This window comes from Streptomyces bicolor (assembly GCF_000719285.1).
In the GTDB taxonomy this organism is placed as follows: Bacteria; Actinomycetota; Actinomycetes; order Streptomycetales; family Streptomycetaceae; genus Streptomyces; species Streptomyces bicolor.
On the sequence record NZ_JOFS01000014.1, the window covers coordinates 15,114 to 29,185 of the forward strand.

The following is a 14,072-nucleotide window of genomic DNA, read 5'->3' on the forward strand; positions in this document are numbered from 1 at the left end:
CTCAGCCTTCTCATCCATCTCTTATTTCGGCCTTATCCAGTCATCACGCGCCGTCCCTAGCTTGCGGCGCATGTTCTTCACCTACCTGAGGCGCGAGCTGCGCCGCCGCAGAAAGGCGGCCCTCGTCGTCGCCTCCGGACTCGCGCTGGGCATCGCGCTGGTCATCGTGGTCAACTCCGTGTCCTCCGGCATGAGCAAGGCGCAGGACAAGGTCCTGCAGTCCCTGTACGGCCTGGGCACGGACATGACCGTCACCAAGGCCGCCGAGCCCGCGGCGAGCAGCTCCGAGCGCCCGCGCTTCCAGTTCGACGCGCAGGAGGACGGCTCCGACGAGGAGCAGTCCAGCGACCGCGTCATGGTCCAGGGCTTCCAGACCCTGTCCGCCTCCACGGTGACCAAGGTCGGCTCGCAGAGCGGGGTCTCGGACGCCGTGGGCGGGCTGAGCCTGCAGGTCATCAAGGTCAGCGGGCAGTTCACACGGGGGCAGTTCCAGCAGGACCAGAGCAGCGGGGGCCAGCAGGGCGGTGGACCCGGGCAGCAGGGCACTGGCGGCAGCGGGCAGCCGCAGGGCGAAGTGCGCGGTGGCGGCGCCGACTTCGACGTCAACAACTACTCCGTCTACGGCACCGACGTCACCGAGCCGGCGCTCGGTCCACTGACGTCGTCGAAGATCACCAGCGGGCGTACGTTCAAGACGACGGAGACGAATGCCGAGGTCGTCGTCGCCGACACCTCGTACGCCAAGGAGAAGAAGCTCAAGGTCGGCTCGACCGTCACCGTCAAGGGCACCAAGTTCGAGGTGATCGGCATCGCCACGCCCGACAGCGGGGACGCGGCCGCCAACCTCTACATCCCGCTGAAGCAGGCGCAGACGCTCGCCGATGCGAAGGACAAGGTCACCACGATCTACGTCAAGGCGACCGACTCCCAGCGGATCGACTCCGTCAAGTCGACCATCCAGAAGAACATCTCCGGTACGACGGTGACGACCTCCGCGGATCTCGCGGACACGGTGTCCGGCTCGCTGTCCACGGCGTCCTCGCTGGCGGCGAGTGTGGGCAAGTGGCTGTCGATCGCGGTGCTCGTGGCGGCCTTCCTGGTCGCCGGGCTGCTCACCTCCTCGGCTGTGTCCCGCCGCGTGCGGGAGTTCGGCACGCTCAAGGCGCTGGGGTGGAAGTCGGGGCGGGTGACCCGGCAGGTGGTCGGGGAGGCGGTCGTCAACGGGCTGCTGGGCGGTGCGCTGGGGATCGCGGTCGGGCTTGCGGGGGCGTATGTGGTCACGGCGATCAGTCCGACGCTGCAGGCGCAGTTGGGGGGTGGCACCGGTGGCGGCGGTATGGGCGGCGGTCCGGGTGGTAGCGGCTTCGGCGGCGGTCCCGGGCGGCAGGCTTCGAGCACGACGCTGGACGTGGCGCTGACGGCGCCGGTCAGTCTGACGACGGTTGCGCTCGCGGTGGGGCTGGCGGTGACGGGTGGGCTGATCGCCGGTGCCTTCGGTGGCTGGCGGGCGTCACGGCTCCGTCCGGCGGATGCGCTGCGGCGCGTCGAGTAACCGACGTCGGCTGGCACGACTGCCCGCAGCCAGGCAGGCCATGGCAGCTGGCGGGACTGCAACGCCCTTTCAGAGGCGCGGGGAACTGCGCGACCAGCCCCCACGCACCCGCAGCCACAAACGATTCACCCCCCGAAGAGCCTCTCCCAGGAGCAACCCACCATGTACGAACTCAGAAGCGTCACCAAGCGCTACCCCCGAGGCAAGGACACCGTCCACGCCCTCGACGGCGTCGACCTCACCATCGCCGACGGGGACCGTCTCGTCATCCAGGGCCCCACCGGCGGCGGCAAGTCCACCCTCCTCCAGATGCTCGGCGGCCTGGACCGGCCCACCGAAGGTGAGGTCGTTCTCGACGGCACCGACCTGGCCAAGCTCTCCGAGACCCGGCTGACAAAGGTCCGCAGCGAGAACATCGGGTTCGTGTTCCAGTCGTTCAATCTCATCCCCACCCTCACCGCCCAGGAGAACGTCGAGACCGCCCTCGTCCCCCTCGGCGTCAAGACCAAGGAACGGCGCGAACGGGCCGCCGATGCGCTGAAGTCGGTCGGGCTCGGCGAGCGGCTCGGCCATCTTCCGTCCGAGATGTCCGGCGGCCAGCAGCAGCGCGTCGCCATCGCCCGCGCCCTGGTCAAGGAGCCGAAGGTACTGCTCGCCGACGAACCCACCGGAAACCTGGACGAGTCGATGCGCGACGAGATCATGGACGTACTCGAACGCATGTGGAAAGAGCTCGGGTTGACCTTCGTCATGGTCACCCACGACTCGGCGATCGCGAGCAAGGCCCCCCGGCTGGCGACGATCCGCAAGGGACGCATCAGTGTCAAGGAGAACGCTGGGGCGTAACTCGACGATTCTGTAACGGAGTTCACGCCGTCACGTAACAGCCGGCCGGCGTGCTTCTTGCCTCCCTCTCAACTATTGAGAGCCTGATCACCCCTCGGCATACTGCGTATTCCGGGGGGTGACGAGCATGCGTACGGGATCTCCCCCGGCCGGGTGAACGGGTAATTCGCCCGGACCTTCTGCAAGGGGGAAACTTGCGCAGACAATTCAAAAGAGCATGCGCGGCCTCTGTCGCCACGGCGGCCGCCGTCGCCCTCGCCGCGGGCATGACCAGCCCGGCGTCGGCCGAACCGGAGCAGCGCGCGTCAAGCGCCGCCGCTTCCATCGCGTCCCCCCACCGCATCACCCTGATCACGGGTGACCGGGTCTCCGTCGACTCCAAGGGCCGTGTGGTCGGCCTGGAGCGGGCGAAGGGGCGCGAGCACATACCCGTACAGATACGCAAGGTCGACGGGCGCACGCTCGTCATCCCGGCCGACGCGGTCCGCCTGGTCGCCACCGGCAAGCTCGACCAGCGGCTGTTCGACATCACCGAGCTGACCAAGTCCGCCACCCGCGCCTCCCAGGCCAAGGGTCTGAAGGTCATCGTCGGCTACAAGGGCGCCGCCGCCGGCGCCAAGGCGGACGTCCGCGACGCGGGCACGCTGCGCCGGACCCTGAAGTCCCTGAACGCGGACGCGGTGCAGACCCCGCAACAGGACGCGCCCGAACTGTGGGACGCGCTCACCAACGGCGACAGGGCGGCCTCCGGCATCGCGCACGTCTGGCTCGACGGCGTCCGCGAGGCCAGCCTCGACAAGTCCGTGCCGCAGATCGGCGCCCCCAAGGCGTGGGAGGCCGGCTACGACGGCAAGGGCGTCAAGATCGCCGTCCTGGACACCGGCGTCGACGCGACCCACCCGGACCTCAAGGACCAGGTGATCGCCGCCAAGAACTTCACGCCGTCCACCTCCGCGGAGGACAAGGTCGGCCACGGCACTCACGTCGCGTCCATCGCGGCCGGCACCGGTGCCAAGTCGGGCGGCAAGTACAAGGGTGTGGCGCCCGGCGCCGACATCCTCAACGGCAAGGTCCTCGACGACGAGGGCTTCGGCGACGACTCCGGCATCCTCGCCGGCATGGAGTGGGCCGCCGAGCAGGGCGCCCAGGTCGTCAACCTCAGCCTCGGCGGCATGGACACGCCGGAGATCGACCCGCTGGAGGCGGCGGTCAATAAACTGTCCGCCGAGAAGGGGATCCTGTTCGCCATCGCGGCGGGCAACTCCGGGCCGGAGACGGTCGGTTCGCCGGGCAGCGCCGAGGCCGCGCTCACCGTCGGCGCCGTCGACGACAAGGACGTCCTCGCCCCCTGGTCCAGCACCGGCCCGCGGCTCGGCGACGGCGCCATCAAGCCGGACGTCACCGCGCCGGGCGTGGCCATCACCGCCGCGTCCGCCAAGGGCAGCCTCATCGAGCAGGAGGTCGGCGAGAACCCGCCCGGCTACCTGACCATCGACGGTACGTCCATGGCGACCCCGCATGTCGCGGGCGCGGCGGCGATCCTCAAGCAGCAGCACCCGGACTGGACGTACGCCGAGCTCAAGGGCGCACTGACCGGTTCCACCAAGGGCGGCAAGTACACGCCGTTCGAGCAGGGTTCGGGCCGTATCCAGGTCGACAAGGCCATCAAGCAGACCGTGATCGCCGACCCGGTGTCGGTGAGCTTCGGCACGCAGGCCTGGCCGCACACCGACGACACGCCGGTCACCAAGGGACTGACGTACCGCAACCTCGGTACGAAGGACGTCGAGCTGACGCTGTCCGCCACGGCCACCAACCCCAAGGGCCAGCCGGCTCCCGCGGGCTTCTTCAAGCTCGGCGCGACGAAGGTGACGGTCCCGGCGGGCGGCAAGGCCTCCGTCGACATGACCGTCAACACCAAGCTGGGCGGCACGGTCGACGGCGCCTACAGCGCGTATGTGACGGCGACGGGCGGCGGGCAGAGCGTCCGTACGGCCGCCGCGGTGCAGCGTGAGGTGGAGTCGTACGACGTCACCGTCAAGCACATCGGCCAGGACGGCAAGCCGGCCCCCGAGTACAACACCGCCCTGTTCGGCTACTCGGACCTGGCGAAGGACCGCCTCTACGAGGTGCCGCTCGCCGAGTCCGGCACCACCAAGATGCGGCTGCCCAAGGGCACGTACCTGCTGGACGCCTGGATCGCCAAGGACTGGGTGAACCTGGAGGGCGGCCTCGACTGGCTGGTCCAGCCGAAGCTGAGCGTCACCAAGAACACCTCGGTGACCATCGACGCCCGGACGGCCAAGAGCGCCGACATCACCGTGCCGGACGCGCAGGCCAAGCAGGTGTTCGCCGCCAGCAACTACTTCTACGACGCGGCGGCCGTCGGCGTCGGCGTCGGCCTCGACTCCTTCGCCGACCTGCGGATGGCGCACGTCGGTCCGGAGGTCGCGAGCGGTCTGAGCCAGACCTGGAACGGCCAGTGGACCAAGGGCGCCGGCACCGAGTACGACGTCGCCACCACCGCCAAGGTCAAGAAGATCCAGGGCCACAAGGTCCGCCACTTCAAGGCGGGCGAGCTCGCCAAGGTGAAGAACAGCCTCGGCGCCTCGGCCCCGAACAAGACGGGCGCGCTGCTCCCGGTCGGCATCTTCCCCGAGGAGGCCGCGCTCAGCACGCCGATCGAGCAGAAGCTGCCCGGTTCGCGGACGGTGTACCTGTCGACGTCCGACAAGATCAAGTGGACCCTCGACTTCGAGCAGTACGCCGGCAAGGACGCGGACGGTTTCCCGATCGTCGACGCGTACTACATCCTGGGTGACCCGCAGACCTTCAAGGGCGGCCAGAGCTACTCGAAGACCTTCAACACAGCGGTCTTCGGCCCGCACATCAACAAGGACTACGGCCTGATCCGCGAGGGCAACGAGATCTACGGCTTCCTGCCGCTGTTCGCCGACGGCAGCAAGCACGCGGGCTCGTCCGACTTCACCTCGGTCACCACCAGCCTGTACCGCAACGGCACCAAGATCGGCACCAACCAGGACCCGCTGTTCGGCAGCGAGACGTTCAAGGTCCCGGTCGGGGACGCCGAGTACAAGCTGACGACCTCGGTCAAGCGGAGCGTCAAGGTCGCGGCCGCGTCCACGCGGATCGACGCGAGCTGGACCTTCCGCTCCAAGAAGCCGGCCGCCGAGCGGGTCATGCTCCCCGCGTCCACGGTCCGCTTCAACGCCAAGACGGGCCTGGACAGCCGGGTCGAGGCCGACAAGAAGGTGACGTTCCCGGTCACCGTCGTGGGCTCGGCCGCGGGCAGCAACCTCAAGTCGCTGCACGTGTACGTGTCGTACGACTACGGGCAGACCTGGAAGAAGGTCGACGTCAAGAACGGCAAGATCACCGTGAAGAACCCGGCGAAGGGGAAGGCCATCTCCTTCCACGCCAAGGTCGCCGACAAGAAGGGCAACAAGTCGACGATCTCGATCTACAACGCGTACTACGGGAAGTAACAGGTCCCTGAGCGAGAGCCCCGCCGGAGGTGCCGCCTCCGGTGGGGCTCTCGTGTGCGATGCGGGCGTCGGCCGGGGCGGTTGTCTGAGGCCGGAAGCGGCGGAGGGCGAGCGTCCGGTCGGTTTTCGTGTTTCCGTGAGGCCATGACGGCTCACACGGTGGAATACATCCGGTACCGCATCCCCGAGCAGAAGTCGGCGGAGTTCCTCGCCGCCTACACCCGGGCCGCGGCCCAACTGGCCGCCTCCCCGCACTGCGTCGACTATGAACTCGCCCGCTGCGAGGAGGACTTCGAGCACTTCGTCCTGCGCATCACCTGGACGTCGACGGAGGACCACCTGGAGGGCTTCCGCAAGTCGGAGCTGTTCCCCGACTTCCTCGCCGAGATCCGGCCGTACATCACGCACATCGAGGAGATGCGCCACTACAAGCCGACGGTGGTGCGCGGCGCGGGCGCCTCGGCGCCGACGCTGTATGCCTGGGCGGGCGGGGCGGAGGCGTTCTCCCGCCTGACGTCGGCCTTCTACGACAAGGTCCGCAAGGACGACCTGCTGGCCCCGCTGTTCGCCAACCTGGACCCGCACCACGCGGAACACGTGGCGCTCTGGCTCGGCGAGGTCTTCGGCGGCCCGCCCGCCTACTCCGAGACCCAGGGCGGCCACGGCCACATGGTCGCCAAGCACCTGGGCCGGGGGATCACCGAGCCGCAGCGCCGCCGCTGGGTCAACCTCATCCAGGACGCCGCCGACGAGGCGGGCCTGCCGACGGACGCGGAGTTCCGCTCGGCGTTCCTGGCGTATGTGGAGTGGGGTACGCGGCTGGCGGTGTACTTCTCCGGCCCGGACGCGGCGCCGCCGGCGGAGCAGCCGGTGCCGAAGTGGAACTGGGGGGCCGCACCGCCCTACCGGGGATGACGGCGGCGGTACGTCAGGCGCCGCTGCCGTACGGCCTCGTCAGGATCTCCAGGTTGTGGCCGTTCGGGTCCTCGAAATAGGCGCCGCGGCCGCCGTCGTTGCGGTTGATCTCGCCGGGGTGACTGTGGAAGGGGTCGGCCCAGTACGTCAGGCCGGCCTCCCGGATCCGGCCGAAGATCGTGTCGAAGTCGTCCTCCGACACCAGGAACGCGTAGTGCTGCGGCGTGATGTCGCCGGGGGACTCCAGGTAGTCCAAGGTCACGCCGTTGGGGATCTCGACCGGGATGAACGGACCGTACTGCGGGCTCACCTGAAGGCCCAGGATGTCGGCGAGGAACCGGGCCGACGCCTTCTTGTCGTGCGCGGCGACGATGGTGTGGTTGAGCTGGACGGTCATCGGGGCTGCCTCCTCGTGTGCACGGTTCGGACTGGCCTGCTTTCACGCTAGGCAGCGCTGTCGCGCGGCACATCGGTCGCAGGGAGGGGGTGGCCGTACTCCTCCGGTGCTCGGCCTCCGGAGTTGCTCGTTCCGTGCCCCTCGTGTCCGTCCTCGGGGGACTCGGCGCGGCCGCGCTAATCCAGGTACGGGTCGACCGGGTGCGGCTCGGGCTCACCGCGCGCGTCGGCGGGCCGTATCCGCTGTGGCTGCTGGGGCGCCGTACGGCGACACGCTGAGGGCCCCGGAGCAGTGCGGCTCCGGGGCCCCTCGGTCATCGGCGGCCGTTCAGGCCATCGGCGTCAGCGGTCGACGTATCGGATCCTCGCCGTGTCAGATCGTCCTGTCCGAGCGCTGTATCAGATCGTCGCCGTGTCGATCACGAACCGGTACCGCACATCGCTGCTGAGCACCCGCTCGTACGCCTCGTTGATCTGGTCGGCGCGGATGAGCTCGATCTCGGCGCCGAAGTCGTGCCCCGCGCAGAAGTCCAGCATCTCCTGCGTCTCGGCGATGCCGCCGATCATCGAGCCGGCGAGGGTCTTGCCGCCGCCGATCACGGAGAAGAGGTTGAGGGAGATCGGCTCCTCGGGGGCGCCCACGTTCACCAGCGCGCCCTCCGTCTTCAGCAGCGTCAGGTAGGCGTTGAAGTCCAGCGGGGCCGACACCGTGGACACGATCAGGTCGAACGTGCCGCGAAGCTCCTCGAAGGTCTTCGGGTCGCTGGTGGCGTAGTAGTGGTCGGCCCCCAGCTTGAGGCCGTCCTCCTGCTTGCGCAGGGACTGCGAAAGCACCGTCACCTCGGCGCCGAGGGCGTGCGCGATCTTCACGCCCATGTGGCCGAGGCCGCCCATGCCGAGGATCGCGACCTTCTTGCCGGGGCCGGCGTTCCAGCGCTTCAGCGGGGAGTAGAGGGTGATGCCGGCGCACAGCAGCGGTGCGGCGACGTCCAGGGACAGGCCGTCGGGGATGCGGACGACGTAGCCCTCGTCGACGACGATCTTCTGCGAGTAGCCGCCGTAGTTGGGCGTGCCGTCCCGGCCGATGGCGTTGTACGTGGGGCCGATGCTCCCGTTCAGGCAGTACTGCTCCTGCCCTGCCTTGCAGTTCTCGCACTCACGGCAGGAGTCGACCAGACAGCCGACGCCCACGCGGTCGCCGACCTTGTACTTCGTCACACCCGGACCGACCTCGGACACCACGCCGGCGATCTCGTGGCCGGGGACCATCGGGAAGATCGCCTCGCCCCAGCCCTCCCGGGCCTGGTGGATGTCGGAGTGGCAGATACCGGCGAACTTGATGTCGATCAGGACGTCGAACTCGCCGACCTCACGGCGCTCGATGGTGGTGCGCTCCAGCGGAGCCTTTGCGGCGGGTGCTGCGTATGCGGCAACGGTGGTCATGCCGGGATCTCCTAGGGGGTTCGCGCCCGGCTGCCTTCTGGTCTGGTCCTGCTGGTCCTGCTTCCGTCCGGGCACGTCGTCAAGCCTGCCGAAGGGCTGCGGAGCTACCCAGACCTCGGGTTTTCGTACGTTCGCCGGTCCTACCACTGACGGGGTCAGGCTCGTGTGCGTACGACCGGGAATACTGGAGTGCATGGACGAAAAGCCCGAATCCGCGACGGGGCCCTCCGCCGGTACCGCCGCCGACACCGGTGCCGGCCTGGACCGGCGCGCCGAACTCAGCGAGTTTCTGCGCACCCGGCGTGCCCGGCTGAAGCCCGAGGACGTCGGGTTGCCGGACTTCGGGCGGCACCGCAGGGTGCCCGGGCTGCGACGCGAGGAGCTGGCGCAGCTGGCCGGGGTGTCCGTGGCGTACTACACGCGCCTGGAGCAGGGCAACGGGCGGAACGTCTCGGCGGAGGTCCTCGACGCGATCGCTAGGGCGCTGCGGCTCAGCGACGCCGAGCACGCCCACCTCACGCACCTCGCGAAGCCGAAGCAGCACAAGAAGAAGCCGGCGGCGCGGGCGGAGCAGGTGCGGCCGGCGCTGGCGCAGCTGCTGGACTCGATCGAGGGGGTGCCCGCATACGTCACGGGCCGGCGGTCGGACATCCTCGCCTGGAACCGGATGGCGGCGGCCGTCTTCGGCGACTGGTCGGAGCTGCCGGTGCAGGAGCGGAACTGGGCTCGGCTGGTGTTCCTGAGGCCCGAGTACCGCGAGCTGTTCGTGGAGTGGGACCAGAAGGCGTCCGACATGGTCAGCTATCTGCGCATGGACGCGGGCTGCCACCCGGACGACCCGCGCCTGTCCGCCCTGGTCGGCGAACTCTCCGTCAAGAGCGAGGAGTTCCGACGGCTGTGGGCCACGCATGACGTCAAGGAGAAGACGTACGGCGTCAAGCACATCCGGCATCCCCTGGTGGGCGAACTGACCCTGAACTTCGAGTCGTTCCGTCTGTCCGACGGCACGGAGCAGGTCCTGATCACCTACCACGCGGAGCCGGGGTCGCCGTCGGCGGAGGCGTTGCGGTTGCTGGCGAGCTGGGGGGCGGATGCGACGAAGGCGGGGACGGGGACCTCGGCGCCGTAGATGTGCGGGGCAGTGTGAGGGTATGGGGGCGCGTGAGTGTATGGGGTCACGTGAGTGCGTGTGGCCATGTGAGTGGGTGGGGTCGGCTGAGGGTGTAGGGGAACCGTCCGGCTACGCTCCGCCGACGTACGCGGCGCCGACGGTGCGCTGCTCACCGACGCCGACCGCCCGCTCCCTTTCAGCGGCTGCGTCCCTCGACCGCCGAGGCGACCTCGTCCAGGTCCTTGGCGATCGCCTTGCTCACCGCCCGCGACCCCAGGCCGCCCAGAATCCTGGCGAGCAGGCCCGTGACGCCGCCGGAGGCCTCGGCCGTGAAGGTCATCCGGACCGTCGTCGCCGATGGCCCGTCCGCCCGTAGCACCCACTCCGAGATGTAGTGGGTGCCGTGCGACTCGGCCTCCACCACATAGCTCTCGGGCGGTTCGCAGGCGGTCACCCACATCTCCTCGGTGGCCTCCTTGCCGAACATCCGCCGGGTCTCCCGCCACCGAGTCCCGACACCGAACGCCCCCTCCGTGATCACGTCGACCTTCGAGACACCGCTGAGCACCCGCTCCATGCCCCGAAGATCGGTGAGAGCCTCCCACACGGGCCCCTGGCCCGCGGCGATACGCCGCTCCACGAGGACGCTTCTGCTGGTCATGCCACCCATGAAAGCAGCAGGGTCTGACAATCGCTCGACGGCCGAGGCGACGACCGTGCTCTGCCGGCGCCGCGGTCCGCGTATGCCCTGCGTACCCACCCGCACCTACAGGCTGCGGGCGGTGATGTCGCCGTGGTCGGTGGTCGCGTGGATGGTCAGGGCGGCGTCGGGGCCGTCGGTGTTGGTGAGGGTGTTGTGGATGCGGCCGTAGGTGGTGCCGGCGTCGAGGGAGGCGGAGACTCCGCGGGCGGCGCCGACGGTGATGTCGCCCTGCTGGGTGCGCAGGGTGAGGGTGCCGCGTACGGCCTCGGTGATCTGGATGTCGCCCCTTTGGGCGCTGATCTCGGCGGGACCGGTGAGGCGGCCGATGGTGATCTCGCCGTCGTGGGCGGTGAGGTGGGCGCCGGCGGCCTCGTCGAGCTTGACCGAGCGGTAGCCGCCGTCGAGGGTGACGTCGCCGAGGCGTCCGACGCCGCGCAGTTCGGCGGCGCCGGCCGTGGCCTGGACGCGGGAGCCGACGGGCAGCTGGACCGTCACCTCGACGGCGCCGGAGTGTCCGAGGAGCCGGTTGTTCGCCTGCGGGGTCTCGATGCGCAGGACGCCGTCGCGGTAGCTGACCTCGATCTGCTCGGCGGTCTTGACGTCGCGGCTCTTGGCGGCGTTGGCGGGCAGGACCTCGACGGTGGTGTCGGCGCGGTCGGCGGCGATGAGCTGGATGCGGCCGGCGGGGATGTCCAGGACGGCGGTCACCTGGGCGGGAGAGTCGAACTTCTGCATCGTGCGCTCCTTTGAATGTGCATCTGCTGAATGTGCATCTGCGTCTGCAGCTGCGTCGCGGGGCCGGTGCGGCCCGTCGTCGTTTCCGATGACGAAAACGCTACGTTGCGTTCATAGATGAGGCAACAAGCTTGTTGCGTTAAATTGCGATCAGCGCAGGTAAAAGCCGAGAAATCGTTGCAATGAATTTGAATCTAACGCAACGGGCACTGCCTGGCTTCGTTGCAATGGATTGGTTGTGAACGCTATGCTGCAGACGCCACGGACCACGAAGGAGACCGCGATGCCGGGAGGCAGGCTCACCCAGCAGGAACGTCAGCAGATCGCGCTGGGACTGGCCGACGGCCTCGCCTACGCGGAGATCGCCAGACGCCTGGATCGCCCGACCTCGACCATCACCCGCGAGGTCATGCGCAACGGCGGCCCCGTCGGCTACCGCGCGGACCTAGCCCACCGCGCCACCGAACACCGCGCCCACCGCCGCAGGCAGGCCGCGCCCAGGGACCCGAACGCGTCCGCGCAGCCCCACGGGCGTGACGCCGAGGCCGTGCGCGAGTACGAGGAGATGCTCACCACCGTCTGCATGCAATCGGGCCTGCCCAAGATGACGGCCCGTGTGCTGACCTGCCTCTACACCACCGACGCGGGCAGCCTCACCGCGGCCGGCCTCGTCCAGCGCCTCCAGGTCAGCCCGGCGACGGTCTCCAAGGCGATCGCGTTCCTCGAGAGTCAGGGTCTCGTCCGCCGGGAACGCGACGAACGTCGCCGCGAGCGCTACATCGTCGACGACGACGTCATGTACCAATCGACGATGGCCAGCGCCCGTGCCACCGCCCACCTCGGCGAGACCGCACGGCAGGGCGTCGGCGTCCTCGGCCCCGGCACCCCGGCCGCCGCCCGCCTCGAGAACATCGCCCGATTCGTCGACTTCATCTCCGAGAGCATCGTCCGTGCCGCGGAACAGGCTCGCGAAATCCTCCACACGAAACCCGAAACGACGCACGATGACCATGGCACCGATGGCCGGCGGTAGGACGGTCGCCGGACGTGCTGGCAGTCCTACTCCGAACTGGAAGGAGTAGCGGGCGAGTTCCGTTGGTTGCGGACGGAAAGGGACCTCAGGGCCGACTGGACGGACTGGACGGACTGGACGGACTGGGCGGGGACGGAATCGCCAGGAGCCCTCGTGCGTTGAGGAGGGTGGGCATCGGATGCAGATGGTGTGAGCCGAGAGCCCGAGTCGGCATGCTGAGATCAATGGAGGGTCGCAATGTCTGCGCAGACGCAGAGGGCCGTGCTGGCCGGCGGATGTTTCTGGGGGATGCAGGACCTGATCCGCCGGCTCCCGGGCGTGACGGCGACCCGGGTCGGATACACCGGGGGCGACGTGCCGAACGCGACGTACCGTAACCATGGCACGCACGCTGAGGCCATTGAGATCCTTTTCGACCCCGCGAAGACCGATTTCCGCGCGATCCTGGAGTTCTTCTTCCAGATCCACGACCCGAGCACCAAGAACCGCCAGGGCAATGACATCGGCCTCAGCTACCGCTCGGCGATCTACTACGTGGACGACGAGCAGAAGCGGATCGCCGAGGACACGATCGCGGATGTGGACGCCTCCGGCCTGTGGCCCGGCAAGGTCGTCACCGAGGTGGAGCCGGTCGGCCCCTTCTGGGAGGCCGAGCCCGAGCACCAGGACTACCTGGAGCGATACCCGGACGGCTACACCTGCCACTTCCCGCGCCCGGGATGGCGGCTGCCCGCCCGCGCGGAGGGCTGACCGAGAGGCGGCCAGGGCGGAACGGCGGAACGGCGGAAGCCGACCGGCCGCAGATGCCCTGGCTGTTGAAAAGCAATGGTCAAGACTGGTGGCTGGGAGCCGCACAGACCCAGCGGCGATAGGCGTCAACGTCGACGTTGCCGCCGCACACGATGACGACCACGTGGCGGTCGGCGAAGCGGTCAGGGTCTTCGAGGATCGCCGCGACGCCGAGCGCGGCCGACGGTTCGACGACGAGGCCCGCGTGGTCGAGGAGCATCCGCATACCGGCGATGATCGACGCCTCCTGGACGAGGACGGCGTCGTCGGCGACCAGGAGGAGGTCGTCCAGGACGGCCGGGATGGGACACCGGCCGGCGACGCCGTCAGCGATGGTGTCGGTCGAGTCGGTGGTGACCACGCGGCGCTGGTGCCACGAGCGTGTCAACGCCGGTGCGCCCAGCGGCTGGACGCAGATCACCTCGACTTCGGGCGCCAAGGCCTTCACCACATGTCCCACACCGGTGGCCAGTGCCCCGCCGCCGAGAGCGATCAGGACGGCGTCGAACGACGGCGCGGCGTCCAGCAGTTCCAGGCCGATGGTCGCCGCGCCCTCGCAGGTCTCGATGTCCAGGCTGTCCTCGAGCAGCCGGATGCCGTCATGGCGCGCGATGGCCGCCGCCCGCTCGCGAGCCATCTCGTGGTCGCCGTCCACCAGCTCCAACCCGGCGCCCAGTGCGCGGATGCGATCAAGCTTGGCCGCGGTCGCGAAGCGGGATGCCACGACGGTGACGTCGAGCCCCCGGCCGCGGCCGGACCAAGCGAGGGCTTGGCCGAGGTTGCCCGCGCTGGCGCACACCACGGCTCGCGAGCCATTGTCGGCGAGCAGGCTCGCAACCAGCTCGGTCCCGCGGGCCTTGAAGCTGCGGACCGGGTTCGCCGTTTCGAGCTTGATGCTCACCCTGCACCCGAGGCCGGGCTCCAGCGCCTCGCAGCGGTACAGCGGAGTGTCGAGGAACATCGGGTCGATCACCTGGCGAGCCGCCCGGATCCGAGCGGTGTCGAGGCGCGTCTCCTGCATGAATCAGCAGCGTAGCGCCGCC

General features: G+C 69.2%; 13 protein-coding genes. 8 read left to right on the forward strand and 5 right to left on the reverse strand.

All coding sequences use genetic code 11. The annotated features are described in order from the left end of the window. The first annotated feature begins 70 nt into the window (after positions 1-70). The 4 genes from IF78_RS0119585 (at position 71) to IF78_RS0119600 (ending at position 6,819) form a co-directional block, all read left to right on the forward strand. Positions 71-1,552, forward strand: a complete 1,482-nt coding sequence (locus IF78_RS0119585) for an ABC transporter permease (RefSeq protein WP_031483545.1) — start codon at positions 71-73, stop codon at positions 1,550-1,552. 162 nt (positions 1,553-1,714) lie between these two features. Continuing rightward, positions 1,715-2,398 carry an ABC transporter ATP-binding protein gene (locus tag IF78_RS0119590; protein ID WP_031483547.1) on the forward strand — a complete coding sequence of 228 codons (684 nt, stop codon included), beginning with the start codon at positions 1,715-1,717 and terminating at the stop codon, positions 2,396-2,398. A gap of 194 nt (positions 2,399-2,592) precedes the next feature. Then, on the forward strand, positions 2,593-5,904 hold the full coding sequence (locus tag IF78_RS0119595; RefSeq protein ID WP_031483549.1) for a S8 family peptidase: 3,312 nt from the start codon (positions 2,593-2,595) through the stop codon (positions 5,902-5,904). A 144-nt stretch (positions 5,905-6,048) separates the two neighbouring features. Then, entirely contained in the window at positions 6,049-6,819 is a 771-nt protein-coding gene (locus IF78_RS0119600) for a group II truncated hemoglobin (protein WP_031483550.1), read from the forward strand. A 13-nt stretch (positions 6,820-6,832) separates the two neighbouring features. On the opposite strand, the gene IF78_RS0119605 is transcribed toward IF78_RS0119600, so the two are convergent. Next, the gene (locus tag IF78_RS0119605; RefSeq protein WP_031483552.1) at positions 6,833-7,216 is read right to left on the reverse strand and encodes a VOC family protein; all 384 of its coding nucleotides are present in this window, start codon (positions 7,214-7,216) and stop codon (positions 6,833-6,835) included. A 134-nt stretch (positions 7,217-7,350) separates the two neighbouring features. Here IF78_RS0119605 and IF78_RS48480 point away from each other — a divergent pair, with 134 nt between their 5' ends. Continuing rightward, the gene (locus IF78_RS48480) at positions 7,351-7,494 is read left to right on the forward strand and encodes a hypothetical protein (protein ID WP_158751436.1); all 144 of its coding nucleotides are present in this window, start codon (positions 7,351-7,353) and stop codon (positions 7,492-7,494) included. Between the two features lie 120 nt (positions 7,495-7,614). On the opposite strand, the gene IF78_RS0119615 is transcribed toward IF78_RS48480, so the two are convergent. After that, complete coding sequence (locus IF78_RS0119615) at positions 7,615-8,658, reverse strand: NAD(P)-dependent alcohol dehydrogenase (RefSeq protein ID WP_031483554.1); 1,044 nt, start codon at positions 8,656-8,658, stop codon at positions 7,615-7,617. Between the two features lie 193 nt (positions 8,659-8,851). Here IF78_RS0119615 and IF78_RS0119620 point away from each other — a divergent pair, with 193 nt between their 5' ends. After that, the gene (locus IF78_RS0119620; protein WP_031483556.1) at positions 8,852-9,787 is read left to right on the forward strand and encodes a helix-turn-helix domain-containing protein; all 936 of its coding nucleotides are present in this window, start codon (positions 8,852-8,854) and stop codon (positions 9,785-9,787) included. Positions 9,788-9,965: 178 nt separating this feature from the next. Here the strand turns inward: IF78_RS0119620 and IF78_RS0119625 are convergent, their stop codons facing one another. Both IF78_RS0119625 and IF78_RS0119630 read right to left on the reverse strand, forming a co-directional pair. Next, complete coding sequence (locus IF78_RS0119625; protein ID WP_031483559.1) at positions 9,966-10,430, reverse strand: SRPBCC family protein; 465 nt, start codon at positions 10,428-10,430, stop codon at positions 9,966-9,968. A 105-nt stretch (positions 10,431-10,535) separates the two neighbouring features. Next, entirely contained in the window at positions 10,536-11,207 is a 672-nt protein-coding gene (locus IF78_RS0119630) for a DUF4097 family beta strand repeat-containing protein (RefSeq protein WP_031483560.1), read from the reverse strand. A 283-nt stretch (positions 11,208-11,490) separates the two neighbouring features. Between IF78_RS0119630 and IF78_RS0119635 the strand changes: the two genes are divergently transcribed. Both IF78_RS0119635 and msrA read left to right on the forward strand, forming a co-directional pair. Continuing rightward, positions 11,491-12,240: a helix-turn-helix domain-containing protein gene (locus IF78_RS0119635; protein ID WP_037640851.1), complete on the forward strand. Its 750-nt coding sequence runs from the start codon at positions 11,491-11,493 to the stop codon at positions 12,238-12,240. A 237-nt stretch (positions 12,241-12,477) separates the two neighbouring features. After that, complete coding sequence (msrA, locus tag IF78_RS0119640; RefSeq protein WP_031483564.1) at positions 12,478-12,990, forward strand: peptide-methionine (S)-S-oxide reductase MsrA; 513 nt, start codon at positions 12,478-12,480, stop codon at positions 12,988-12,990. Between the two features lie 79 nt (positions 12,991-13,069). On the opposite strand, the gene IF78_RS0119645 is transcribed toward msrA, so the two are convergent. Next, a complete protein-coding gene (locus IF78_RS0119645; protein WP_031483567.1) occupies positions 13,070-14,050 on the reverse strand; it encodes a threonine ammonia-lyase in 981 nt (326 codons plus the stop codon). Positions 14,051-14,072 lie beyond the last annotated feature (22 nt).